The sequence below is a fragment of the Caulobacter sp. 1776 genome, assembly GCF_040545685.1.
Taxonomy (GTDB): domain Bacteria; phylum Pseudomonadota; class Alphaproteobacteria; order Caulobacterales; family Caulobacteraceae; genus Caulobacter.
In genome coordinates this window covers 714,467-738,561 of sequence record NZ_JBEPMI010000001.1, presented here as the reverse complement: position 1 = coordinate 738,561, position 24,095 = coordinate 714,467, and the positions used below count along the sequence as shown (strand labels likewise).

Below are 24,095 nucleotides of genomic sequence, written 5' to 3'. Positions count from 1 at the left end.
TGAAGATCAGTGCCGGAACACTCGCACGCCGGTGAAGGCCATTGTGAGGCCAAGCTTGTCGGCCGCCTCGATCACTTCCGGGTCGCGCATCGAGCCGCCCGGCTGGATGATCGCCGTCGCGCCCGCCTCCGCCGCCTGGATCAAGCCGTCGGCGAACGGGAAGAAGGCTTCCGAGGCGCAGGCGCAGCCCTTCAGGTCGAGGCCGAAGTCGGCGGCGCGCAGGGCCGCGATCCGGGCCGAGTCCTTGCGGTTCATCTGGCCGGCCCCGACGCCCAGGGTCTGGCCGGCGCGGGCGTAGACGATGGCGTTGGACTTGACGTGCTTGCCGACCGTGAACGCGAACAGCATGTCGCGGATCTCGTCCTCGGTGGGCTGGCGCTTCGTCACGATCTTCAGGTCGCTGGCCGTGATCCGCGCGTCGTCACGCGACTGGACCAGGAAGCCGCCGGCCACGCTCTTGAACGTGTCGCCGGTCGACAGCGGGTCGGGCAGGCCGCCGGTGACCAGCAGGCGCAGGTTCTTCTTGGCCGCGAACACCGCCACGGCGTCGTCGTCGGCCTCGGGGGCGATGACCACCTCGGTGAAGATCTCGACCATGGCCTCGGCCGCCTCGCGGGTCAGGCGCGAGTTGACCGCCACGATGCCGCCGAACGCCGAGGTCGGGTCGCAGGCCAGGGCCCGCTCATAGGCCTCGCGCTGCGAGCCGCCGACCGCCACGCCGCAGGGATTGGCGTGCTTGATGATCGCCACCGCCGGGCCGGCCGCCGGGTCGAACTCGGCGATCAGCTCGAAGGCCGCGTCGGTGTCGTTGATGTTGTTGTAGCTGAGGTCCTTGCCCTGCAGCTGGGTGGCGGTGGCCACCCCGACGCGCGGGTTCGGGAAGGCGTAGAAGGCCGCCTTCTGGTGCGGGTTCTCGCCATAGCGCATGGTCTGGCGCAGCTCGCCGGCGATGGCCTTGCGGGCCGGGAAGTCCTGGCCGAGCGCAGACGCGAACCAGGCCGAGATGGCCGCGTCATAGGCCGCCGTGCGGGCATAGGCGCGGGCCGCGAGCTGCTGGCGCAAGACCAGGGTCGTCCCGCCGGCCTTCAGGGCTTCCAGCACTTCGGAAAGGTCCGACGGATCGGTGCAGACGGCGACATAGCCGTGGTTCTTGGCCGCCGAGCGGATCATGGCCGGGCCGCCGATGTCGATGTTCTCGACGCACTCGGCATAGGAGCCGCCCTTGGCGACGGTCGCCTCGAACGGATAGAGGTTCACATAGAGGATATCGATGCCGCCGATGCCGTGATCAGCCATCGCCTTGGCATGCTCGGGGGCGTCGCGGACGCCCAGCAGGCCGCCGTGCACCACCGGGTGCAGGGTCTTGACCCGGCCGTCCATCATTTCGGGGAAGCCCGTCAGGTCCGAGACGTCCTTGACCGGGATCCCGGCCGCGGCGATCGCGGCCTTGGTGCCGCCGGTCGAGACCAGCTCGACGCCGGCGGCGTGCAGCACCTGGGCGGCTTCCACCAGGCCGGTCTTGTCGGAGACCGACAGCAAAGCCCTCTTAGGGGAAACCAGATCGGGGGCGGACGGATAGTCGGGGGCGGCGGGCACGGCGGACTCCTGTGGTTTCGTGAAACGGAAAACGGAGCCCAGGCGCGCGGCGTATGAGGTTCGCGCTCCCCGGTGGTTTCCCACCTTCAACGCCAGTCACGCGAACGGGCGGAAAATACGGGGGCGGGCGGGGGAGTCAATGCGGCGTCCACTGGCCCCCTCCGCGCTGACGCGCTCCTCCCCCGGAGGGGGAAGACGGTTTCCTCCGCCCCCTCTGGGGGCGGACGGCCGCGAAGCGGCCAGGTGGGGGCAAGGGACATCGGCTTCACGCGATCGCTCGCTGAAGGTGTGTGGGGAGGCGACGGAGCGGCCGGGCGAACCCGGAGACCGTATGGATTTGTGTGTTTCGGCTCGGACGACCGCTCCGCCAGGTTGTTCTTGCCCGTGAGGATGGGGGGCGTGAGCGTATTTCAGCTCGGGACCCCACTAGCCCCCGGACGGGCGCGGACCAACTGGATCGGCTACATCCGTCTCCAGCTCGGCGATCCACGATAGGCGGCTTTAGATCGATCACCGCCCTGTCGCTCCGCGCTCGGCCAACCCCTCGGCCTTCGTGTGGTCCCGGATCTATCCACGAACAGACCACCACCCGAACCGAGGCGGCGCCCACGCGGCCCCGCTCAACCTATCCCCGCCGCCGCTTTGGGCCGGATCCAAGCGCCCTCCCCTTGCGACGGGGACAGCTATGATTGTGCAGCGGTTCTGAACGCGGATCATTCAGACGCGCGTAAAAGTGAGAAGTCGTTGATTTCGTGGGGTTCGATCTCGCGAACACCGGGGATACAGCAGGCTCAATCCCCGTACTTGCCCCCTCCGAGCCTGCGGCGCTCCTCCCCCGGAGGGGGAAGACGGTCATCCTTCCGCCCCCTCCGGGGGCGGACGACCACGCGGAGCGTGGTCAGGTTGGGGGGCAGCGGTGTTGGCGGGTTTGAACACGCATCCGCCCCTCTGGAAAAAAGGAACACCGCCGCCCGCCCGGCGTTGCCGCCCCATGGCGTCGGCCCCCAAGACCAGCGGTTCGCACAAGGTGGTGTTCGCGGCCCTGGCCGGGAACCTGGCCATCGCCGTGACCAAGTTCGTCGCCGCCCTGCTGACCGGCTCGTCGGCCATGCTGACCGAGGCGATCCACTCCACCGTCGACACCGGCAACCAGGGTCTCTTGCTGCTGGGCCTGGCCCGCGCCGGCCGGCCGCCCAGCCAGACCCATCCGTTCGGCTACGGCATGGAGCTGTATTTCTGGGCGTTCGTGGTGTCGCTGATGATCTTCGCCCTGGGCGGAGCGGTGTCGGTCTATCAGGGCGTCCACAAGATCCTCGAGCCCGAGCCGATCGACCGCGCCTGGATCAACTTCCTGGTCATCGGCCTGGCCGTCCTGTTCGAGGGCGGCTCGTTCCTGGTGGCCTGGCGCGAGTTCAAGGCCGTGCGCGGCGACATCCCGTTCTTCGCCGCCCTGAAGGGCAGCAAGGACCCGTCGATCTTCGCCGTGCTGCTCGAGGACGGCGCGGCCCTGCTGGGCCTGGCCCTGGCCGCCCTGGGCGTGGCCGGCACGGGGCTGGGCCTGCCGTGGGCCGACGGCGCCGCCTCGGTGGCGATCGGCGCCTTGCTGGTGCTGGTCGCCGTCTTCCTGGCCAACGAGACCCGCAGCCTGCTGACCGGCGAGGCCGCCGCCCCCCGCGTCGTCGAGGCCGTCAGCGCCGCCCTGGCCCGCGACCCGCGCGTCGAGAGCGTGGCCGAGGTGCTGAGCATGCACCTGGGCCCCCGCGAGATCCTGCTGGGCGTCACCCTGGACTTCTGCGACGACCTGACCGCCGGCCAGATCGAGGACGCCGCCGACGAGTTCGCGGCGCTGATCCAGGGGGTGGATACGCGGATCACCCGGGTGTTCGTCCGCTCGGGGCGAGCGCGGGCGGCGTATGAGCGGCGCGCGGCGGGGTAGGGAGACGGAATCCCTCTCCCAGAGGGAGAGGGCGGGGCCCATCGCATGGCGATGGGAGGGTGAGGGGTTTCACCGCCAGCCGGCGCAACCCCCGCCACGTCCGACCAACCGCCGTCATCCCGCGCTTCATGCGCGGGACCCATGGTTCAGCTCTCCCGTGAGGACCCATCCCCGCTCCGCACCTGCGGCGGACGGATGGCTCCCGCGCATGAAGCGCGGGATGACGGGATGGGTTTGAGTTCGGTTGAAAGCCCTTCCCGCCCCGCACGCTGCAACCTCCAAGAGATTTGAGGAGGGTTCTGGTCCTGGTGGGGGTTGCTCAAAGTAACACGTAGATGGCTATCGCAACTTGCGCTGCGGACTTAGGTGCGCTTCTCTCAACTTGACCTGGGAGGGGAACCTTTGTCTACGCACGTGATAGATAGCTTTGTGGCCGCATACGCTAGAGAATATGATTTCTATCAGATGGCTGCTCGTATTTGCAGTCAAAAAATAGAATCTCTGCTTCAGGCTCGTGGTATTAGAGCAATAGTAACTTACAGAGCGAAAAGGCCATCAAAGCTTAAGTTGAAGCTCATTCAGAGAAATTCTCAGAGAAAATATAAGGGTTCCGACGAAATAAGGGGGGATATTGCCGATCTGGCCGGCGCGAGGGTTGCCTTATATTTTCCAGCAGATCGGGAGAGGGTGAAAGCCATTATCCATGAAAATTTCTTTGTAGAGCAAGAAAAGAATTTTCCGGAGAGCGGTAAAAAGAAGAGTGGGAAGAGGTTTGATGGATATCATGCTGATCACTACAGAATAACTCTCCTTGAGAAGGGTATGGACGAAGGAGATAAGATGTATTGCTCGGCTCGAGTCGAGGTGCAGGTCGGTTCGGTGCTGATGCATGCGTGGGCTGAGGTCGAGCATGACCTACTTTATAAGCCAGAGAGTGGTAATCTATCAGGCGATGAAAACGCTATTTTAGACGAACTAAATGGCCTCGTTCTCTCTGGCGAGATCGCCTTGGAGCGGCTGCAGAGGGCGCTAGAGCGCAGGCTGAGCGATGCCGAGGCTCCCTTCGACAGTCACTACGAATTGGCGGCCTTTCTAGATCGTTGGGCTCGCCAACTCACGGCGGGCATGAGCATGGAAATAGGCCGCGTAGACGTTTTGTACGAACTTCTAAAAGCTGCAGGGAAGGCAAGCCCGAAGTCCGTAGGTGAGATTCTCAATGGCGTGGAAGTATTTTTCCACGACGACGCGATATCGGATCAAATTATCGACGTTATTCTATCAAAAGATCCAGGAATGTATAAGGAATATTCTTATATTCAATCAAGAATTCGTCACTCAGACTCAATAGTAGGGAGCAAATTCTCCGACGGAGAGATGTCTGACGTTATTGGCCGATTTCTTTCGAAGTGGATTGTTCTTGAGAGAACTCTTACTTTATGGCGACGGGATGAGAGAGCGCCTAGTGGGGTTCGCATAGAGAAGATAGCGGTAGAGGCTTCCTTGAGTCCGGATGCTGCAAGCATTCTCAAGTGGACACGATCCGTTAGAAATCAGCTGGTCCACGGAATTGAAATACCGGCCCGTCAATATCTAATTGACGCCGCTGATGCTTTGACCTCTGTTTTGAATGAAATTTCATTCAGTACCGTGCCGGGGCTTAGCGAGGCATACAAAGAGGCTTCTAGTTTTGTAAGCGAAAAGCGACGATAGCGGTCTTCCTGATCGTAAATTGGATGGACTTCTATCACGTGAGCTTTGCCGAACCTTGTAGGCTAGCCACCAAGCCCAACCCGCTCCACCACCGCCCGAAACACCATCGCCATCTCGATGTGCGTGTGCACGTACCCCCGCTCGAACAGGTACGTCAGCATCCGGTCATAGGCGTCGTCATAGTCCGCCGACGCCACGCTGCCCGGCTCCCGTGCCTGGCGCTCCAGCACCGCCAGCACGTCCGGCGCGTGGGCCGTCAGGGCGGCCAGGACCTCGGAGATCTCGGCGTCGGTGAACTCGGGCACGTGCCGCGCTCGCCCGGGATCCAGCGGCGGCCTTCGATCGAAGCCCATCGGCCTAGCCCTCCGCCCGGGTCAGCTTCCAGCGGATCTTGGCCCCGACCTCGGGGCGGACCTGGCTCTTCAGCACCACCTGGCCGGCCTTGCGGGCCAGGCCGTGGTCGAAGTGGGCGCTCGGGGCGATCTCGACGTCGACGGCGTCGTTGCGCAGCCACCAGCCGATGGTGTTGGGGCCGCGGATCAGCACGCTCTTGCCGTCGCGGGCGATCGAGGCCCGGGCCTCGGGGTGCAGGTGGAAGCGCACGGCGAACGGCAGGTAGCGGCGCGGGCCATCCGCCGCGCCGGGCTCGGCGGCGATCGGCGTCAGGCTGTCCTCGCCGCGCAGCTCGTCATTGACGGCGTCCAGGAACAGGCGGCGGGCGTGGGTCAGGCCGACATGGCGCCAGCCGTCGTGGACGATGTCCAGCCAGACCCCGCCGACGTCGTCGTGGCGCTTGGCCTCGACCTGGGTGGCGCCGTCGACCAGCCAGGCGCCCAGGGCGCGGGCCCGGAAGCCGGACAGCGGCCGGCCGGCCGAGCCGTCGCCGACCGAGACGGTCGAGGCCGCGTCGCTGAGGCGGAAGGCGTGGGCGCCGGCGGCCTCGGGGCTCCAGCCGCAGCTGGTGATCAGGCGGTCCTTGGCGCAGACGATCTCCAGCGCCGCCGGCTGGGCGCAGGCGGCGACGCTGAGGGGGCCGGCGGGCGGGCGGCCGCAGTCGGCGATCACCTCGAGGCTGCCGCCGACCATCCTGTGATAGCCGCTGTGCGGGGCGGCGTTCAGCGGGCGCGGGCCGGCGTCGTCATGAGCCAGGGCCGCGGCGATGACGGCCGGGGCGATGGCCTCGCCGCCGTGGAAGGCCGCCAGGTGGCCGTCGCCCAGGGTGAAGAACCGGGCGGCCGTGGACAGGCGGTCGATGGCGCGCGACAGGCTTTCCGGCGAGGGGCGGCCGCGCTGGCCCAGGGCGTCGTCCAGGGTCAGGAGGTCGAACAGCAGCTCCACGCCCGCTTCCGGCGAGCGGGTGGCGTGGCCGCCGTCGGGCAGGACCATGACGTCGATATGCTTGGCGAAGGCCTTCAGGCCCTTGTCGATCAACGCCTCGCCCGGCTTGCCGGCTAGGACGCAGCCGGCGATCGTGGCGGCGACGGCGCGCTCCAAGGCCCGCTCGGGCGCGCGCCGGATCTCGGTCAGGTGGCGGCCCTGGCGGGCGATGTCGAGGGTCAGGTCGGCGATCTCGGCGTCGCTGCCCTCGGCGGACAGGGCCTTGGCGGCGCAGGCCAGGTGGAAGACCCGCCGCTCGATGCACTCGGCCGACCACGAGAAGCCGTTCCACTTGCCGAACACCCGCCGCCAGTCGTCGATCAGCCGCAGGGCGCGGCGGGCGCCGTCCGAGCCGGCGGCGACCAGGTCGGGCAGCCAGTCGAAGCGGTGCAGGCTGACGGCGAAGCGGCGCGAGGGGCTGGCGGTGTCGAACGGGTCGCCCTCGGCGCCCAGGCGCAGGATGCCGCCGTCCAGGGTCATGACCCCGGCCAGGATCTTCTTGCCCTGTTCGGCGTCGGCCGGACGCGGGTCGTGCGGCCGGGCGGCCAGGCCTTCGGGACGAGGCAGGGACAGGACGAGGCGATGCGGACCGGAGCCGAACCACTCGCGCTCGACGTGGCCGGCGGCCTCGGCGCCGACCGCCCGCCACAGGACGTCGCCGCGCTTGAGGGGCGCGGAAAACCTGGAGCCGTGGGCGGAACGCTTGACGGCCATCGGGTGTGATCAGCCGCCCTTCAGCGCGCGGATGTTGCCGGCATAGGCCTCGCGCCCGCCCTTGAACACCGCCGAGCCGGCGACCAGGGCGGTGGCCCCCGCCGCGATACATTGCGGGGCGGTGGCCGGGGTGACGCCGCCGTCGACCTCGATGATGATGTCGAGCCCAGCCTTGTCGACCAGTTTTCGCAGGGCCTCGACCTTGCGCAGCTGGCCGGGGATGAAGCTCTGGCCGCCGAAGCCGGGATTGACCGACATGACCAGCAGCAGGTCGACGTCCTCCAGGATCCACTCGACGTGGTCGATCCCGGTCGAGGGGTTGAACACCACCCCGGCCTTGGCCCCCAGCTCGCGGATCCGCTTGAGGCTGCGATGCAGGTGCGGGCCGGCTTCCGGGTGAATGCTGATGATGTCGGCCCCGGCGGCGCGAAACGCCTCGAGATAGGGATCCGCCGGGCTGATCATCAGGTGCACGTCGAACGGGATCTTGGCGTGCGGGCGGATGGCTTTGACGATGTCGGGACCCAGGGTGATGTTGGGCACGAAGTGGCCGTCCATCACGTCGACATGCACCCAGTCGGCGCCGGCCGCCTCGATGGCGGCGACCTCCTCGCCGAGCTTGGCGAAGTCGGAGGCGAGGATGGACGGGGCGATGATCGGCGCGGTCATGGTCCTGGGATAACCGCCCCAGCTGAATCTGTCATCCGCATAGGCTGTCATCCCGGGCGGAGCGCAGCGCAGACCCGGGACCGCCGGATACTCGGCGCCTGTCGCGGTCCCGGCTCGGCGCGCTACGCGCTTGGCCGGGATGACAGTTTATTCAGCCTTACGGAAACGCGCGGCGAAGAAGCCGTCCTGACCGCCGTCGCGCTGGTGGGGCAGCAGGCGCAGGGTCCCGCGCGGGGTCAGGCTGGCCTCGGGCGCGCCGCCTTCGCCGGGCGCGATCGGCTCCAGGACCATGTCCGGGCGGCGGGCCAGGAAGGCCTCGACCTGGCCCTCGCCTTCCTCGGGCTCCAGCGAGCAGACGCAATAGACCAGGCGGCCGCCGGGCTTGAGGCGGTCGGCGGCGCTGTCGAGGATCCGCGACTGCACGCCGGCCAGGCTGGCGACGTCGCCGGGACGGGCGGCCCACAGCACGTCCGGATGGCGGCGGAAGGTGCCCGTGGCGCTGCACGGGGCGTCCAGCAGGATGGCGTCGAAGGTCCGCGCGTCCTCCCAGACGGCGGCGTCGGCGGCGACGACCTCGGCGGAAAGGTGGGTGCGCTCCAGGTTCTCGGCCACCCGCTTCAGGCGCGCGGGCGAGCGGTCGAGCGCGACGACGCGGGCCCCGGTCGCGGCCAGCTGCAGGGTCTTGCCGCCGGGGGCGGCGCAGAGGTCCAGCACGCTGTCGCCGGCCTTGAGGTCCAGCAGGCGGGCGGGGATGGCGGCGGCGGCGTCCTGCACCCACCAGGTCCCGTCCTCGAAGCCCGGCCAGGCGGCGACGTCGCCCTTGCGGCGCACGCGTAGCGAGCCGCCGTCCAGGATCTCGGCCTCCAGCACCTCGGCCAGGGCTTCCGCATCGGCCTCGGGCTTGAGGGAGAGGTCGGTGGCCGGCTCGATGGCGATCTGGGCCGCGATCTCGCGGGCCGCGGCCTCGCCGAACGCGGCGGTCCAGCGCGACATCAGCCAGGGCGGGGCTAGCAGGGTCGGATCGTCGCCCGGCGGGCCGTCGCGCAGCAGGCCGCGCAGCACCGCGTTGACCAGGCCCTTAAAGGGGCGGCTGGCCTTGTTGGCCCCGGCCAGCTCGACGCTGGTGGCGACGGCGGCGAAAGCCGGGACGTCCAGATAGAAGGCCTGGGCCGCGCCGAGGCGTAGCAGGTGCATGACCCGATCCGGCGGGGCCTTCTGCAGCTTGGCGGCCAGGGCCCGGTCGATGGGACCCAGATGGCGCAGCACGGCCATGGCCAGGGCGCGGGCGAACGCGCGCTCGCGCGGCTCCAGGAAACGGAAACCGTTGGCGGAGGCGGCTTCGTCGATGCCGCCGCGACGCGACAGGGCCGCGTCGATCAGGGTCAGGGCGGCCTCTCGCGCGGGGAGGCCGTCGTTCAGTTCTTGAGTCACCGCCCCGCCGTGCCAAGAGGCGGCCGCGAGCGCAAGCGGATTCCGCGCGGTCAGGCCGTCGCGGCGGGCGAGGCGGGCCGGAACAGGCCCATGATCACCGTGACGACGAAGACCAGGAAGCCGGTGGCGACCAACAGGCTTCCGATGCCGATCATCGGACCGTAGAGCGCCGGCGGCCCGGCCTGGCCCAGGTACATGTAGACTCCGGGGATCATGAGCAGCACGCCCAGGTTCGACAGGACGAAGTTGGCCAGCTTCACCCACTTGGACACCGCCTGGCCCAGGATGGCGTAGTAGGTTCCCATCAAGCCCAGGCTGGCCCAGCCCAGCAGGTTCAGGTGGGCGTGGGCCGAATAGGTGGCGTGGTTATGGGTGGCCCCCATGGCCAGGCCCCAGCAGACCCCGATCATCGCGTAGAGCGCGGCGGCGGCGAAGAAGGCGTGCGGCCAACGACTGTTGTTCATGTGAAGATCCCCCGATCAGGTAACGCCGATATTTAAAGCCAAGGGTCGAACACTGGCAAGATGGCGCGCGCCGGGGCGATGATGCTAAACCTCGGTGATGGCTGATCTCTCCTCCCCTTCCGATCGTCCGCCCGGCGCCGCGCCGGACAAGGCCCTGAGCCCCGCCGCCCGCCGCGCGCTGGAGGAGGCCGCCGCCCGCCGCGCCGCCGAAGCCGCCCAGGCCCTGCCGCCGGAAAAGGGCGGCCGCGACGGCCCGGAGCCGACCCGCTTCGGCGACTGGGAGAAGAAGGGCGTCGCGGTCGACTTCTGAGGCCGATGGGGCCAGGCTTCCGAAAAACCGTGGGAGGAAGCCATGCCTGATCTCGACGCCGATCTCGCCGAGAGGCGCCTGAAGGTCGTACGCGACCACATGGCCCTGGAGTGCGTCCACGACTGGGACGCGGTGATCGCCACCTTCGACCATCCCCGCTACGAGATGCACGGGCCCGGGACCGTCTTCGACGGCGAGACCGCCGTGCGCGGCTATTTCGCCGCCTCGCGCACGCCCTTCCCCGACCAGGGCAACGAGATCATCGCCATCGCTCACGACGGCGACACGGTGCTGGTCGAGTTCTGGCTGACCGGCACTCACCTGGGTCCGCTGCGGCTTCCCGAGCGCACGGTCGAGCCCACCGGCAAGCCGTTCCGCATCCGCATGGCCGCCACCTTCGAGTTCCCGCCCGGCGGCGACAAGATCATCTGCGAGCGACCCTATTACGACCAGTTCGCGGTGCTGCGGGCGCTGGAGCTGGGGTAGGGGAGATCGGTATTCAGCCGAGACCGCCAAACCTTCGTCATTCCCGCCACAAGGGCGTGCGCCATCCGAGACCGACAATTGCTTGTGGTGAAGGTCTGAAGGTCGGAGATCGGCGACAGAGCCAACGTGCTTCCGACCCTTAGCGGACATTGAAGTCGAGTCTCGGAGTAGGCCGCTAAGGGGCTCATAGCCGGAATTCCGCGCGTCTGCTTTTGGATCCGCTCTCGCGCTAAGCCAACCGCTCGAACCCGTCCGCCGACCACTCGTCCGACCCGACGCCGTGGTGAACGAAGAAGAGACCTGCGGGGTCGTATTTGCGCTTCACCGCCTTCAAACGCGCGTAGTTCGAGCCCCAGAACGCGTGGCCCCAGTTTTTGTTGAAGTAGTTGCTCTCCGAGACGTAGGAGCCGGCCTGAGGCGCGACTTTGAGGAGTTCATAGTTGGCGGCGTCGATGGCGCGGGCGTGGCGTTCGGCCTCGGCCATGTCCGGCGCGTTGTTCGGCAAGCCGGGTAGCGGCGGCGAGTCGCCAGTCGCGGTGATGGCGAGCGCAAAGGCGGTCACCGCCTCGGGGTTGGTCGCTGTGTTGCGCGCGTCGGCGATGCGCTCGGGCGTCCCGCCGGCGAGACCTTTGTTGAAGTGAAGGCCGACTCCGAAGTGGCGGCTCGCGTTGAAGAGCGCATCGATGAGGCGCGGTCGTTCCTCCGGCTGCAGCAGCGAGGCGGGGAGCCAGACCGACTCGTATCCGTGAAGCATCATGGATGTTTGCTCGCCGTCGCCGCGCCCCCAGGCATGATAGTCCGGCGCGCCGGGCCGCGGGTCGAACTTCATCGACGTGATCGACGTGTCCGTCTTCCAGAACGCCGGATCCCAGAGCGTGCGGAATTCGCGCGAGACGATCTCGGGCTCGTCGATGACGTCGAAGTCGCTGGTGTTCGCCTTCACCCAGTCGAGGAAAGGCTTCCAAACCGCGGTGGCCTCGTCCGCGGTGAGGCCTTGCATGGCGATCACTAACGCAAGGGCATTATTGGGCCCGATCACGACATGCTCGCCCCAATGGGCGTTGAAGAGACCGTCGGCGTAGAGGTCGAAGAAGGCCGCCAGCAGGCGTCGATACGCTTCATCCGATTTCGCTCGGATGCGGCCCACGCAGTACCCGAACGAGGTCGGCGCTTCGTGCATCTTCACCGTGACACGGGTGATGACGCCCCAGGCGCCGCCACCGCCGCCCTTTATCGCCCAGTAGAGGTCAGGGTCGGTGCAGGCATTGACGACCCGAATCTTGCCGTCGGCTGTGACGATCTCGGCCTCGAGCAGATTGCCGGCGGCTGAGCCATACGCCTTCGAAAACGAGCCGTAGCCGCCCGACTGGATGTGGCCGGCGACACCCACGGTCGTGCAGCCGCCGCCCTGGACGTACTTGCCGGCCTTGATGGTCACTGCGTAGTAAGCGTCGATCCAGACCGCGCCAGCGCCGATCGAGGCCGCGGGCTGCGCCTCCACCGTTCCCTCGCAGCCCTTGGGGACGAAGGCGTCGTGGAGCTCGACTTGGTTCATCGCGCGGGTCCAGACGAGCAGCGAGTCCGATGCGCAGGAGGTCCCCTGGTAACTGTGGCCGCCGCCTTTGACGACCAGGCGCAAGTGGTGTTCGCGGGCGAAGTTGACCGCGGCGGCGACGTCTGACGCGTTCCGCGCGCGTACGGCCCAGGCGCTGGGCGCTGTCGTCCACGCGTTGAGCCATCCGTAGGCCTGCGTCGCGCCGGCTTGGTCGCCGAGCCAGAAGGGATTGGTGAGCTCGGGAATGAGCCCGGCGCAATCTTTTGCGCCGCCCGCGACGCCGCACGCGCCATAAGGCGAGACGGGCTTTTCGAGAACGCCGCCGACGGTGCGGTTTAGCGCCTCCCATTGGGCGTCTGAGGGCCAGCCGGGATCACCTGGGCGCACGCGGCGGAACGACCGGCCAGCCGCCGCGAGCACGAGCGTCGAGGCTGCGCACCCCATCAGCGGAAGGGCGGCGGCGCTCGTCAGAAACGTCCTGCGTTCCATGGCGATTCTCCGGCGATCACGTAGACTGGCTGCCTACGGCGACGCTGATGCAAGCGGCAAGCGTCGGATGACGACTGGCGTCGGGGCTGGGACAGGCGGAGGTCGGCTGTGACGAGCGGCGCGGAATTCGGTACGGTCGGCTGGCGTCGGCGTCACGTGTTTCTCATGCTGTGGTGCGCGCTTTCGGTCTTCTACCTGATCAACACCACGATCAACGCGATCTCGCAGACGACCGAACTCACCCGCGCGCGCGTCCATTTCGACCCGATCAGGCCCTACGTCTGTGAGTACTCGAGCGCGGTCTTCACCATCGCGCTAGTTCCCTTTGTCGCGTGGATGCTGAAGCTCGCGCGGCCTGGTCGCGCCTTTCGCGGCTGGCTGAGGTTCCTTGCGGCGCACGCGCCGGCGACCGGGGTATACTGCCTCGTCCACGTCGGGGGCTTCTGGGGCCTCAGAAAGCTGGTCTTTCTGGCGTTTGGCGGCCATTTTGCCGGCAAGCTCGACCTCGCCTACGAGTACCCAAAGGACCTCAGGGGCTACGCCTTCGTGCTCGCGCTCACATGGGCGGCGGGCCAGTTCGCCCAGATGTGGGAGCGGGCCGACGCAGCCAAGGCCAGACGGTTCGGGCCGGTCCTTGACATCCGCGACGGCGGTAGCCGGCTCATCCGCGCGCCAGTGACCGACATCGTGGCCACCCGATCCGCCGGCAACTACGTGGAGTTCCACCTCGCCGATGGCAGAAAGCCGCTTATGCGCGCAACGCTCGCCGGCGTCGAGGAGCAGCTGAAGCCGCACGGCTTCCTGCGCACCCACCGTTCGTGGCTGGTCAATCCGCTGCGGGTGCGCGGCATGACCGCGGCGGGCTCTGGCGACTGGACGATCGAGCTGGACAGCGGGGTCGAAGCCCTCCTCTCGCGCAGGTTCCCGCAAGCGTTGAGCGCCCTGAGGCGCTCGGAGCTCCTTGTCCAAGTATGAGCTCTATAGGCTGTCCATCCGACCCGGACCTTAGACTAGGCGAGCTTCGGTTCGCATCGGGCGCGAACCGGCCTTGATCCGGCCACCACGCCAACGGCCGCCATCCGCCCCGAGCAGACCACCGGCCTGTCCGCTTTCGGCGTTGGCGCTAGGCTTTGCCTGCCACGGTCTATCTTCGTCATTTCAGGGCGGGAATGACGGAGCCTTGTTCGCCGACTCTCCCTAGCAGGGCCTCGACCACCCGCTCGGGATGGGTCATGGCCAGGAACCGTCCGGCGTCGGCCACACGGTCGAACCGGCTGTCCGGCAGCGCCTCGCGCCAATAGCGCTCGACGTGGTCGGGGTCGTGCATGGTGTCGTGGGCGCCGATCAGGACCGACCATCGCGCCCCCAGCAACGGCGGGAGCTTGCCGCCGCGCGCGATCGCCACCTGCTCGTTGACATAGCCCTCGATCCGTCCGGTCGCCAGCATGCGCACCGACCGCCAATAGTCCTCGGCGAAGCGTGGGTCGGCGCACGCGGCCTCGTCCGGCGGGCTGCCACGCATCGACTGCACGACCATGCGATGCAACCGCTCCCGGGTCAGGCTTCCCGCCAGCAGGCGCGCGAAGGTTCCGATCAGTTCCGGTCGGCGAAGATAGGCCTCCTTGAAGGCGCCCAGCGGACCGTGCCGGCGGCCGTCCGCGCCGGCGGGCGGATCCGGATTGACCAGGACGACCTGGCCGATCCGCTCTGGCGCGCGCCTGGCCAGGGCCAGCACCGCCTGGGCCCCGCCGCGCGCCACGATGTCGATGGCCGGCAGCCGCAGGGCGTCCAGCAGGGCGATCAGATCCGTGGCGGCCGTGTCGAACGGATCGTGCTCGCCCGCCCGCAGACCTGGAATCGGGTCGCTCATGCCAAAGCCCGGCCGGTCGATGGACAGAACCCGAAAGCCCGCGGCCTGCAGAGCGGCCACGAGGCCGGACGGGGCCAGACGCGACGTCATGCTGGAATGGACGATCATCACCGGCTTGCCGCCGATCGGGCCGTAGTCGCTCCAGGCGATGCGCGTCCCGTCCGCCCGGGGCAGCAGCCGCAACGGCTCCGCCCGCGGATCGGCGAAGCCCAATCGCCCCCGGGTCGCGCCCAGCAGGGCGGCCAGGGCGCTGATGGTCGACACCGTCCGGGCTAGCTCGCTGGCCGAGCCCACTCGCAGGGCGGCGAAAATCTGCTCCAGGTCCTTGCGCACGACCGCCACCGACAGACCCAGGGTGCGGGCCGCCTCCTCCCGCGAGGCGCCGCTGGCGATCAGGACCGTGATCGAGGCCTGCTTCCGCGTTAGGCCCCAGACGTCGACCAGAAGCGGGGCATGGTCGGACTGCGACGGCAAAAATCCGAACGCCAGCCCGGATAGAAGGCCGACGAGCTCTGGCAAGCGGCGCGCGCCCGTGCGGCGATAGACGTCCGAAAGCGCCTCGCGGGCGGTGACGTGCGATATGTCCAGACGCTCGGCGGCCGCCTTGATCGAGCCCGCGCGGACGACGGCTTGGACGACGCGGATCTGCGCCGCCGTCAGGCCGAACGCGGCGCAGGCCCGCTCCAGGGGCCCCGTTCGCGCGGCCAGGGTCGTCAGCACCACCACCTTGCCCGTCGGCGTTTCGGCCAGCAGGTCCGGCGGCAGATGCCAGAGCGGAAACGCCACGGCGGCCGAGGCGTAGACGAAGATCACCGATTCCGGACCGTTGTCGCCGTCGATGGCGACCGGGACCACCACCGGCTTGCCCGAGCGCAGCGCGCGCTGGACCAGGCCCGTGTCGATGTAACGCTCGCCGTGCTCGTCCGCGAACAGGCCCGAGGCGGCCTGGACCGCGCCGCGCGCGTCCAGCACCGCCGCCGCGATGCTCTGGGCGTCGAACAGGGGAAGGAATTCAGCCTCGGCCGCGTCGGTCTCGATCAGGCCGCCCAAGGTGTCGGGCGCGGCCCGAGCCGTCGCCAGAACGGCCTGGGCGTCCTCGAGCACCGCCCGCAGAAAGGGCGCCAGGCGAGGCTCCTCAGCGGGATCATCGTCCGCCAAGCGCCGCCCTCGAAACCATCACCACCAACGCAATCCTCGGAAAATCAAAACGCACCGGAGGGTTCGCGTCGGACCTTGGCCCGCGCCGCGCGCGGCGTCCAGCGACGAACGCCGACACCCTACAAACGGCGATGTCGCGGCCGATTCGACGGGCTAGCTCTCGCCGGGTCGCTCCGTTCGCGATCAGGAAAACGCGTCATGGCCACCAAGTTCCAGACCCAGGACCTTTCGTTCGCGCTGCGCGCCGGTTTCACGGCGGCGTCGGTTCACGAGATCGCTGTCGCGGACTTCAATGGCGACGGCAAGCTCGACGTCGCGCTGTCGTATTTCCTCTATCCGCTGGAGGATCGCGCGGTTCCGATCCGGGTGCTGACCGGCGACGGCGCGGGCGGCTTCACGGATTCGACCGACGCCCTATTCGCCGGCCAGCCGCCGGTGACGGTGCACGGACGCCAGATCGTGGTGGCCGACTTCAACAAGGATGGCCGCGCGGACGCCTTCTTCGCCGATCACGGCTACGACGCCGCGCCGTTTCCTGGCGCGCGCAACGCGTTGTTCCTGTCCTCGGGCGCGACGGGCCTCGTCAACGCGACGTCGCGCCTGCCGAGCCTGGCCGACTACAGTCACTCGGCCGCCGCGGGCGACATCGACGGCGACGGCGACTTGGATCTCTATGTCGGCAACTATAACGGCGGGACCGAAGAGGCCCCGTATTTCCTGGTCAATGACGGCTCGGCCAACTTCACCCTGAGTCGCGCGGGCCTGCCGGCCGATATCGTGGCCGGGCAGTACAATTCGCCAGCCAGCGTGCTGTTCGACGCGGACGGCGATGGCGATCTCGACCTGCTGCTGACGCCGAACGAAACCCAGACCCAGACCGCGCGCCTGCTGAAGAACGACGGCAAGGGCAATTTCTCGGCGCTGTCGGCCTTCGCCATGCCCAAGAACGGGGCCACCGAAACCGTGATCGACGCCAAGGCGGCCGACCTGAATGGCGACGGCAAGCTGGACCTGGTGTTGACCACGGTGGTCGATCTGTTCAAGCCGGGCTCGACCCAGGTCTGGATCAATGACGGCCAGGGCGGGTTCGCCAACGAGACCGCCAAACGCCTGCCGGTCCAGGCGACCGAGGACTGGTACACCCGCACCCAGCTTATCGACATCAACGGCGACGGCCATGTCGATCTGGTCGCGTCGAACAGCCACAAGCAGGCGGTGTTCCTGAACGACGGCGCGGGGCGCTTCGTTCAGCTGCCGGAAGGCTGGCTGAACGTCTCCCAGTACGATCGTCTGCAGGCCGCCGACGTCAACGGCGACGGACGCACGGACGTGATCGCCTGGCGCGGCGTTTGGGATGGCGCCGAGCACATCACCGTGCACCTGGCCGCCGATGCGGGGACCACGGCCAACGGCGGGGCCTCGGCCGACGCCCTGGTCGGGGACGCTCAGAACGAGACCCTGAACGGCCTGGCCGGGAACGATGTGCTGTTCGGCGGCGCGGGAGACGACGCGCTGAACGGCGGCGACGGGGCCGATATCCTGGTCGGCGGCGCCGGGGCGGACCGGATCGACGGCGGGACGGGCGTCGACGAGGCGCGCTATGGCGGCCTGGCGTCGGACTACGCGATCGGGGTCGGCGCGTCCGGCTGGACCGTCACCGACACGCGGGCCAATCCGCGCGACGGCGCCGATACGTTGATCAATGTCGAAAGCCTGCTCTTCGCCGACAAGAGCATGGCCTTGGGCGACGCCACGGTGGGATTGGCGGTCGCCTCGCTGCTGCGGGCCAGCGCCGCGGCGGGCGCCGGCGGGGTTCTGACGGCCGACCTCACGGCCAAGATCTCCGCCGGCGCCATGACCCAGGCCGGCGCCATCGCCGAGGTGGTCAAGGCCGCCGATCAGACGACCTCGGTAGCGACGCTGAGCTACCTGTTCTTCACCGGCAAGATCCCGGGCCAGCCGGGCGTCGACTACCTGGTCTCGGCGACCGGGCCCAACCCCAACAACCTCAACAGCGCCTACTATCAGAGCTTCAACTTCGAGAACCGCTACATCAATTTCGCGGTCAACCTGGGCAAGGTCGGCGAGGGCGCCGCCAAGTTCACGACGGACTACGGCGCGCTGTCGCTGTTCGACGCCACGAAGAAGGCCTATGCGGCGATCTTCGGCGGAACGCCGACCGACGCCAAGGTCCACGCCCTGGTCGACACGCGCGTGGACTATTTCGCCAGCTACGGCGGCGATGGCCCGAACGGCCTGGGGACCAAGGCGGCGATGGTCGGCTGGCTGCTGGCCGAGGCCGAGAAGGCGGATGTCGGGGTCATGGCCCGCTCCAACGCGGCCTGGCTGACCGACCTGGCCGACGGCTCGGCCCCGTTCGCGATCGACATCCTCGATCCGGCCAAGGGCTACTACAAGGCCGACTTCGTCTTCGGCGGGGGCTGAGGGGCGTTTCCCAAGGCCTCACGGCTGGCTAACGTGGCCATTCAACGTCCACGGAGGCTCGCCTTGCGCCTGATCGCCCGGATCGCCGCGACCGTCACGGCCGCCCTTCTGCTGACCGCCTCGCCGACGCTGGCGGCGCCCGCCAAGTCCAAGGCCGTCGCCGCGCGCGCCCTGAACGCCGGGGCGGTGGCCTCGCCCGATCGCTACGGCGCCCTGGCCGCCCAGGAAATCCTCAAGGCCGGCGGCAACGCGGTCGACGCGGCGGTGGCGACGGGGTTCGCCCTGGCGGTCACCTATCCGGAGGCCGGCAATCTGGGCGGCGGCGGGTTCATGACCCTGTACGTGAATGGCAAGCCCTACTTCCTGGACTATCGCGAGACGGCGCCGGCGCGGGCCTCGGCCGACATGTACCTGGGCAAGGACGGCGAGCCGGTCGACGGCCTGTCGCTGTTCGGCAACCTCGCGGTCGGCACGCCCGGCACGGTGCGAGGCCTGGCCATGGCCCACCAGCGGTTCGGCAAGCTGCCGTGGGCGAAGGTGCTGGCGCCGGCGATCCGCTACGCCCGCGAGGGCTTCACCGTGAACGCCCAGTTCGCCGGCATGTTGAAGGACGCCCCGCCGTCGTTCGCTCGCACCAACTTCTCGGCCCATTTCGGCCCGGTGAAGGTCGGGACGCTGTTCAAGCAGCCGGATCTCGCCGCCACCCTCGAGCGGATCGCCAAGGGCGGCGACAAGGGCTTCTACGAGGGCGAGACCGCCAACCTGATCGTCGCCCAGATGGCGCGCGGGCCCGTGAAGGGGCTGATCACCAAGGCCGACCTCGCCAACTACAAGGCCGTCTGGCGCGCGCCGCTGACGGCCCGGTGGCGCGGCTACGACGTGATCACCGCCCCGCCGCCCAGCTCGGGCGGCATCGCGCTGATGCAGCTCCTGCTGATGAAGCAGGACCTCGCGCCGAAGTTCAAAGGGGCCGCCTTGAACGGACCGCGGTATGTCCACCTGGTCTCGGAGATCGAGAAGCGGGTGTTCGCCGACCGGGCCGAATATCTGGGCGATCCGGACTTCGTGAAGGTCCCGGTCTCCAACCTGATCGATCCGGCCTATGTCGCGCGGCGGGCCAAGGAAGTCGACCCGGACAAGCCGTCGCCGACCAAGGCGGTGGCCCCCGGCCTGGAGAAGCCGCAGACGACGCACTATTCCATCGTCGACCGCTGGGGCAACGCGGTGTCGAACACCTACACCCTGAACGGCTGGTTCGGCTCGGGCGTGGTGGTCGAGGGAGCGGGCTTCCTGCTCAACGACGAGATGGACGACTTCTCGGCCAAGCCCGGCGCGCCCAACATGTTCGGCGTGGTCGGCGGCGCGGCCAACGCCATCGCGCCCCACAAGCGGCCGCTGTCCTCGATGAGCCCGACCATCCTGACCAAGGGCGGTCGGGTGGCCATGGTGGTCGGCACGCCAGGCGGCTCGCGAATCTTCACCTCGGTGTTCCAGGTGCTGGCCGACGTCTATGACTTTGGCCTGTCCTTGTCAGACGCCCAGCGGACTCAGCGCTTCCACCACCAGCTGCTGCCCGAGAACACGATCTTCTACGAGCCCTACGCCCCGCCCTCCGACGACCTGAAGGCGGCGTTGGCGGCGCGCGGCTACAAGACCGTGACCCAGGACTACAACGGCGACGTCGAGGCCATCCAAATGGTCGGCCGGACACCGGTTCCGGAAGCGGATCCGCGGGCGCGCGGGGTGGCGATGGTGGTGAACTAGGCCTACCGCCGTAGAAACTGCGGGACCTTCGCCTCCAGGATCCTGACCAATTCCGGATCCATGAACTCGTAGTCGTCGGGGATTCCCAGCACGATCACGCGCGCATTCTTCAGGTGCGGCTTGAAGCGACGCGACAGCTTGTTGCGGTGCGCTTGCTCCATGACCAGCACGAGGTTGGCCCATTCCAGGGCCTCGGGCGTCACCGGATTGCCGCAGCCGTCATCCAGACCGGCGGAAGCGACCTCGATCCCCGGCCAGTTGGCGAACACCTGCTCGGCCGTGGGGCTGCGCAGCTTGTTCTGGCTGCAGACGAAGAGGACGTTCACGCCTACAGCCCCGCGATCTCCGCGACCACCTTCAGCGCCGCCTCGCGCGGGTCGTTGGCCGCCGTGATCGGGCGGCCGCAGACCAGGTGGCTGGCGCCGGCGCGAATCGCCGCTTCGGGCGTGGCGGCGCGGGCCTGGTCGTTCTTGGCCGACCAGAACGGGCGCACGCCGGGCGTCACGATCAGGAACCCCGGGCCGGCGATCTCGCGGGCCAAGGCGGCCTCATGAGGTGACGAGACGATCCCGTCGACCCCACACTCCAGGGCCTGGCGCACCCGGCGCTCGACCAGGTCGCGGGCCCCGAACGCGTAGCCCATCTCCAGAAGGTCGGCGTCGGTCAGGCTGGTCAGCACGGTGACGGCCAGGATCTTCAGGGATGAGCCGCCGCGCGCTTGAACGGCGGCCTTCATCACCTGCGGCTCGGCATGGACGGTCAGCAGGTCGCAGCCGCTCTGGGCCAGGACGCGGGCCGAGCGCTCCACGGTCGCGCCGATGTCGTGCAGCTTCCAATCGAGAAAGATCGACTTGCCGCTGGCCTTCAGCTCGCGGGCCAGGGTCATGCCGTCGCTGGCCAGCAGCTCCAGGCCGATCTTGTAGAACGACACCGCATCCCCCAGCCGCTCGACCATGTCGCGGGCCTCGGCGACGGTGGGCAGGTCCAGCGGAACGATCAGGCGCGGATCGGCGGTCATGTCTTGTCCCCGGGGTTGGCGCGCGCGGTCGTCCGCCCTAGGAAGGGCGTAGGGTCGAGCGCAGCGAAAGGTAAGGACGTCGAATGACCGAGGCCAAACTCGCCGTCAACTTCTTCGTCGCGCTGTTCGCCCTGATCGACCCGATCGGCAACGTGCCGCTGTTCGCCGCCGCCACCCTGGGCGCGGCCGCGGCGGGGCGGCGGATGGTGGCCGTCTATATCGGCCTGTTCATGACCGCGTTCCTGATCTTCTTCTATTTCACCGGGGTGGGCCTCTTGGCCTTCTTCGGCATCTCGATGCAGGCCTTCCGGATCGCCGGCGGCATCATCCTGTTCATCCTCGGCCTGGACATGGTCCGCGACGACTTCACCACCATGTTCGCCGACGCGGCCGAGGGGATCGAGGACCAGTCGCCGCGCGCCTATGCCCGCCAGCGGTTCGAACGGCTGATCGTGCCGTTCGCCATGCCGCTGCTGATCGGGCCGGGCGCGATCTCGACCGTGATCATCTACGCCGCCGAGGCCAAGCCGCTGGGCCTGGCGGGGGCCGGCATCGGGGTGGCGGTGATCGCCGCCGTCTCGGCCGTGGTGGTGGCCGCCTTCTGGGCCGCGCCGCTGATCAGCAAGGCCCTCGGCCGCATCGGCATGAGCATCGTGGTCCGGGTGCTGGGCCTGATCCTCTGCGCCCTGGCGGTGCAGTTCGTGCTGATGGGCGTCGGCGACGCCACCCGCGGGCTGATCCTGCCGGACGCCCAGGCGCCCTATGCGACGGACCATAAGTAGCCGCCGGCGCTGGACAGCCCCGACCGCGAGAGCCCATATCTCCGCCATGCGCGCCTCCCCCCACGACGCTGATGTGATCATCGCGGGCGCCGGCATGGCCGGCTCGACCTTGGCTTTGGCGCTGGTGTCGGGCGGCCTCCGGCCGCTCCTGGTCGACCCCCAGCCGTTCGAGGCCCAGCTGGCCCCGAGCTTCGACGGGCGCAGCTCGGCGATCGCCTATTCCTCGTTCCGCCAGTGGCGCGCGATCGGGGCGGGCGAGGCCCTGGCCCCCCACGCCCAGCGCATCGAGCAGATCCTGGTCACCGACGGCCGCACGCCCGGCGCGGCGGCCCGCAAGGCCTCGCCCGCCTTCCTGCGTTTTGACTCGAGCGAGATCTCGGGCCGCATCGAAGGTGAGCCGCTGGGCTATCTGATCGAGAATCGCCGCATCCGTCAGGCCCTGGCCCAGGCGGTGACCGAGAGGGCGATCCCGGTCATCGCGCCGATGGCGGCCAAGAACCTGGACGTCGCTCCCGACGGCGCGCGCCTGACCCTGGCCGACGGCCGGGTCTTGTCAGCGCCGCTGGCGGTCAGCGCCGAGGGGCGGGGTTCGGTGCTGCGCCAGGCGGCCGGCATCGGCCAGATCGGCTGGGGCTATGGCCAGTCCGGCGTCGTCGCCACGGTGCGGATGGAAAAGCCGCACGAAGGCGTGGCCCACGAATATTTCCTGCCCAGCGGCCCGTTCGCCATCCTGCCGCTGACCGACAATCGCGCTAGCCTGGTCTGGACCGAGAGCACGGCGCGTGGCGAGGCCCTGCGCAATGCCTCGTCCGAGGCCTTCCACGCCCACCTGATGCGGCGGTTCGGCGACTTCCTGGGGACGGTGAGCCTCGAGGGCCCGACCTTTGTCTATCCGCTGTCGCTGTCCCTGGCCGAGCGCATGGTCGCTCCGCGCCTGGCCCTGATCGGCGACGCCGCCCACGGGGTGCATCCGATCGCCGGGCAGGGGTTGAACCTGGGCCTCAAGGACGCCGCCGCCCTGGCCGAGGTGCTGGTCGAGGCGGTTCGCGGCGGCGAGGACATCGGTTCGGAGGCGGTGCTGGAGCGCTACGCCCGTTGGCGGCGGTTCGACACCGTCAGCAACGCGGTGGCCTTCGACGCCTTCGTGCGGATCTTCTCGAACGACAATCCGCTGCTGCGGGTCGCGCGCGGCGCGGGCCTGGCGGTGGTCAATCGCATCGCCCCGGCGCGGCGGTTCTTCATGCACGAGGCTGGCGGCGGGGTGGGCGACCTGCCGAAGCTGCTGCGGGGCGACAGCCTTTAAGGCCCCCTCCGCGCCTGCGGCGCTCCTCCCCCGGAGGGGGAAGACGGTCAACCTTCCGCCCGCCTTTGGGGGCGGACGATCGCGAAGCGATCAGGTGGGGGAGGACCGCTAAGCCTCCAGTTCCCGGGCCTCTTCCGGCAGCATGATCGGCACGCCGTCGCGGATCGGATAGGCCAGCTTGGCGGCGCGGCTGATCAGTTCGCCCTTGGCGCGGTCGTACTCCAGCGGTCCCCGGGTCACGGGGCACACCAGCACTTCCAGCAGGCGCGGATCGACATCGACGGGGGGCGGAGCGGCTTCGGTGGTCATGCGCCCCTCTTACTGGCCCGGTCTTCTATTGAATAGAGGTCGGCTCGTCATCGTCGCTTCCGGCCGCGTCGATCTCGAGCAGGGCGGTCAAGGTCGCCTTGCGTTCGAAGATGGTCTCGGCCTCGAGCAGGGCCTGCTTTTCCATCGGGTCGAACGGCAAGGCCATGGCCAGGCTGTTGATCAGCGCGTCCGACGGCGCGCTCTCGGCGTCGCCCCAGTCGATGGCCAGGCCCCGGTGATCGAGATAGCGCCGCAGGGCCGAGAGCAGGCGGTCGATGTCGGCGGCGGTGCGCGTGCCGGCCCCGTCCTCGCGCAGGTCCGGCTCGAACGGCGTGAAGTCGGCGCGGACTTGACGATAGGGCGTGCGCACCGGCAGCTCCTCGCCGGCCCGGAAGCGGCAGACGCCGGTCAGGGTGATCAGGTAGCGGCCGTCGCTGGTCTCGGCGAAGCTGGTCACCCGGCCCGCGCAGCCGACGGGGGCCAAGGCGGGGCGATTCGGCTCGTCACCCTTGGCCGCGACATGGGGGCGGGTCTGGATCATGCCGATGATCCGTTCGCCCGACATGGCGTCATCCAGCATGTTCAGATAGCGCGGCTCGAAGATGTTCAGCGGCAGCTGGCCGCCGGGCAGCAGCAAGGCCCCGTCCAGCGGGAACACCGGGATCACCAGCGGCAGATCGCCAAGCTTGCGATAGTTCCCCGGCATCCG

21 protein-coding genes, 2 pseudogenes and 1 riboswitch are annotated in these 24,095 nt (G+C 68.6%); of the genes and pseudogenes, 10 read left to right on the top strand and 13 right to left on the bottom strand.

Annotated elements, in window-relative coordinates:
• Window positions 1–6 precede the first annotated feature (6 nt).
• The gene (gene purH / locus ABIC66_RS03390; protein WP_354067973.1) at window positions 7–1,596 is read right to left on the bottom strand and encodes a bifunctional phosphoribosylaminoimidazolecarboxamide formyltransferase/IMP cyclohydrolase; all 1,590 of its coding nucleotides are present in this window, start codon (window positions 1,594–1,596) and stop codon (window positions 7–9) included.
• 29 nt (window positions 1,597–1,625) lie between these two features.
• A riboswitch (ZMP/ZTP riboswitch) is annotated at window positions 1,626–1,706 on the bottom strand.
• Between the two features lie 46 nt (window positions 1,707–1,752).
• Window positions 1,753–1,865: pseudogene (locus ABIC66_RS24150) on the bottom strand (hypothetical protein); the annotation flags it as partial.
• Window positions 1,866–2,587: 722 nt separating this feature from the next.
• Between ABIC66_RS24150 and ABIC66_RS03385 the strand changes: the two are divergent.
• From ABIC66_RS03385 to ABIC66_RS03375, 3 genes and pseudogenes are all read left to right on the top strand, one after another.
• Window positions 2,588–3,532 (top strand): cation diffusion facilitator family transporter, encoded by a 945-nt coding sequence (locus ABIC66_RS03385; RefSeq protein ID WP_354067972.1) that lies wholly within the window; start codon window positions 2,588–2,590, stop codon window positions 3,530–3,532.
• A 141-nt stretch (window positions 3,533–3,673) separates the two neighbouring features.
• Window positions 3,674–3,760, top strand: a pseudogene (locus ABIC66_RS03380) (hypothetical protein); the annotation flags it as partial.
• A gap of 174 nt (window positions 3,761–3,934) precedes the next feature.
• Complete coding sequence (locus ABIC66_RS03375; protein ID WP_354067971.1) at window positions 3,935–5,242, top strand: GTP pyrophosphokinase; 1,308 nt, start codon at window positions 3,935–3,937, stop codon at window positions 5,240–5,242.
• A gap of 62 nt (window positions 5,243–5,304) precedes the next feature.
• Here the strand turns inward: ABIC66_RS03375 and ABIC66_RS03370 are convergent, their stop codons facing one another.
• The 5 genes from ABIC66_RS03370 to ABIC66_RS03350 all read right to left on the bottom strand — a co-directional run bounded on the left by ABIC66_RS03370 (window position 5,305) and on the right by ABIC66_RS03350 (window position 9,897).
• Window positions 5,305–5,547, bottom strand: a complete 243-nt coding sequence (locus tag ABIC66_RS03370) for a hypothetical protein (RefSeq protein ID WP_354067970.1) — start codon at window positions 5,545–5,547, stop codon at window positions 5,305–5,307.
• Between the two features lie 52 nt (window positions 5,548–5,599).
• On the bottom strand, window positions 5,600–7,333 hold the full coding sequence (locus ABIC66_RS03365) for a heparinase II/III family protein (protein WP_354067969.1): 1,734 nt from the start codon (window positions 7,331–7,333) through the stop codon (window positions 5,600–5,602).
• Window positions 7,334–7,342: 9 nt separating this feature from the next.
• Complete coding sequence (gene rpe, locus ABIC66_RS03360) at window positions 7,343–8,002, bottom strand: ribulose-phosphate 3-epimerase (RefSeq protein WP_354067968.1); 660 nt, start codon at window positions 8,000–8,002, stop codon at window positions 7,343–7,345.
• A gap of 147 nt (window positions 8,003–8,149) precedes the next feature.
• On the bottom strand, window positions 8,150–9,433 hold the full coding sequence (locus ABIC66_RS03355) for an RsmB/NOP family class I SAM-dependent RNA methyltransferase (protein WP_354067967.1): 1,284 nt from the start codon (window positions 9,431–9,433) through the stop codon (window positions 8,150–8,152).
• Between the two features lie 50 nt (window positions 9,434–9,483).
• On the bottom strand, window positions 9,484–9,897 hold the full coding sequence (locus ABIC66_RS03350; RefSeq protein ID WP_354067966.1) for a hypothetical protein: 414 nt from the start codon (window positions 9,895–9,897) through the stop codon (window positions 9,484–9,486).
• Between the two features lie 97 nt (window positions 9,898–9,994).
• Between ABIC66_RS03350 and ABIC66_RS03345 the strand changes: the two genes are divergently transcribed.
• Both ABIC66_RS03345 and ABIC66_RS03340 read left to right on the top strand, forming a co-directional pair.
• Window positions 9,995–10,207 carry a DUF1674 domain-containing protein gene (locus ABIC66_RS03345; RefSeq protein WP_354067965.1) on the top strand — a complete coding sequence of 71 codons (213 nt, stop codon included), beginning with the start codon at window positions 9,995–9,997 and terminating at the stop codon, window positions 10,205–10,207.
• Between the two features lie 42 nt (window positions 10,208–10,249).
• Entirely contained in the window at window positions 10,250–10,693 is a 444-nt protein-coding gene (locus ABIC66_RS03340) for an ester cyclase (RefSeq protein WP_354067964.1), read from the top strand.
• A 229-nt stretch (window positions 10,694–10,922) separates the two neighbouring features.
• Here ABIC66_RS03340 and ABIC66_RS03335 read toward each other — a convergent pair whose 3' ends face one another.
• Window positions 10,923–12,737 (bottom strand): FAD-binding oxidoreductase, encoded by a 1,815-nt coding sequence (locus ABIC66_RS03335; RefSeq protein ID WP_354067963.1) that lies wholly within the window; start codon window positions 12,735–12,737, stop codon window positions 10,923–10,925.
• A gap of 108 nt (window positions 12,738–12,845) precedes the next feature.
• Between ABIC66_RS03335 and ABIC66_RS03330 the strand changes: the two genes are divergently transcribed.
• The gene (locus ABIC66_RS03330) at window positions 12,846–13,712 is read left to right on the top strand and encodes a LytTR family DNA-binding domain-containing protein (RefSeq protein ID WP_354067962.1); all 867 of its coding nucleotides are present in this window, start codon (window positions 12,846–12,848) and stop codon (window positions 13,710–13,712) included.
• Window positions 13,713–13,890: 178 nt separating this feature from the next.
• Here the strand turns inward: ABIC66_RS03330 and ABIC66_RS03325 are convergent, their stop codons facing one another.
• Window positions 13,891–15,765, bottom strand: a complete 1,875-nt coding sequence (locus tag ABIC66_RS03325) for an alpha/beta fold hydrolase (protein WP_354067961.1) — start codon at window positions 15,763–15,765, stop codon at window positions 13,891–13,893.
• Window positions 15,766–15,963: 198 nt separating this feature from the next.
• Here ABIC66_RS03325 and ABIC66_RS03320 point away from each other — a divergent pair, with 198 nt between their 5' ends.
• Entirely contained in the window at window positions 15,964–18,210 is a 2,247-nt protein-coding gene (locus ABIC66_RS03320) for an FG-GAP-like repeat-containing protein (protein WP_354067960.1), read from the top strand.
• A 63-nt stretch (window positions 18,211–18,273) separates the two neighbouring features.
• Window positions 18,274–19,974, top strand: coding sequence for a gamma-glutamyltransferase (ggt, locus tag ABIC66_RS03315; protein WP_354067959.1), 1,701 nt, complete (start codon window positions 18,274–18,276; stop codon window positions 19,972–19,974).
• Window positions 19,975–19,976: 2 nt separating this feature from the next.
• On the opposite strand, the gene ABIC66_RS03310 is transcribed toward ggt, so the two are convergent.
• Together ABIC66_RS03310 and pyrF are read right to left on the bottom strand one after the other, a co-directional pair.
• Window positions 19,977–20,300, bottom strand: coding sequence for a low molecular weight protein tyrosine phosphatase family protein (locus ABIC66_RS03310; protein ID WP_354067958.1), 324 nt, complete (start codon window positions 20,298–20,300; stop codon window positions 19,977–19,979).
• Between the two features lie 2 nt (window positions 20,301–20,302).
• On the bottom strand, window positions 20,303–20,992 hold the full coding sequence (pyrF, locus tag ABIC66_RS03305; protein ID WP_354067957.1) for an orotidine-5'-phosphate decarboxylase: 690 nt from the start codon (window positions 20,990–20,992) through the stop codon (window positions 20,303–20,305).
• 83 nt (window positions 20,993–21,075) lie between these two features.
• On the opposite strand from pyrF, the gene ABIC66_RS03300 reads away from it, so the two are divergent.
• Both ABIC66_RS03300 and ABIC66_RS03295 read left to right on the top strand, forming a co-directional pair.
• Entirely contained in the window at window positions 21,076–21,774 is a 699-nt protein-coding gene (locus tag ABIC66_RS03300; RefSeq protein WP_354067956.1) for a MarC family protein, read from the top strand.
• Window positions 21,775–21,820: 46 nt separating this feature from the next.
• Complete coding sequence (locus ABIC66_RS03295) at window positions 21,821–23,077, top strand: UbiH/UbiF/VisC/COQ6 family ubiquinone biosynthesis hydroxylase (protein WP_354067955.1); 1,257 nt, start codon at window positions 21,821–21,823, stop codon at window positions 23,075–23,077.
• Window positions 23,078–23,185: 108 nt separating this feature from the next.
• On the opposite strand, the gene ABIC66_RS03290 is transcribed toward ABIC66_RS03295, so the two are convergent.
• Both ABIC66_RS03290 and ABIC66_RS03285 read right to left on the bottom strand, forming a co-directional pair.
• On the bottom strand, window positions 23,186–23,386 hold the full coding sequence (locus ABIC66_RS03290; protein WP_354067954.1) for a Trm112 family protein: 201 nt from the start codon (window positions 23,384–23,386) through the stop codon (window positions 23,186–23,188).
• Window positions 23,387–23,411: 25 nt separating this feature from the next.
• Window positions 23,412–24,092 (bottom strand): LON peptidase substrate-binding domain-containing protein, encoded by a 681-nt coding sequence (locus tag ABIC66_RS03285; protein ID WP_354067953.1) that lies wholly within the window; start codon window positions 24,090–24,092, stop codon window positions 23,412–23,414.
• Window positions 24,093–24,095: the final 3 nt, after the last annotated feature.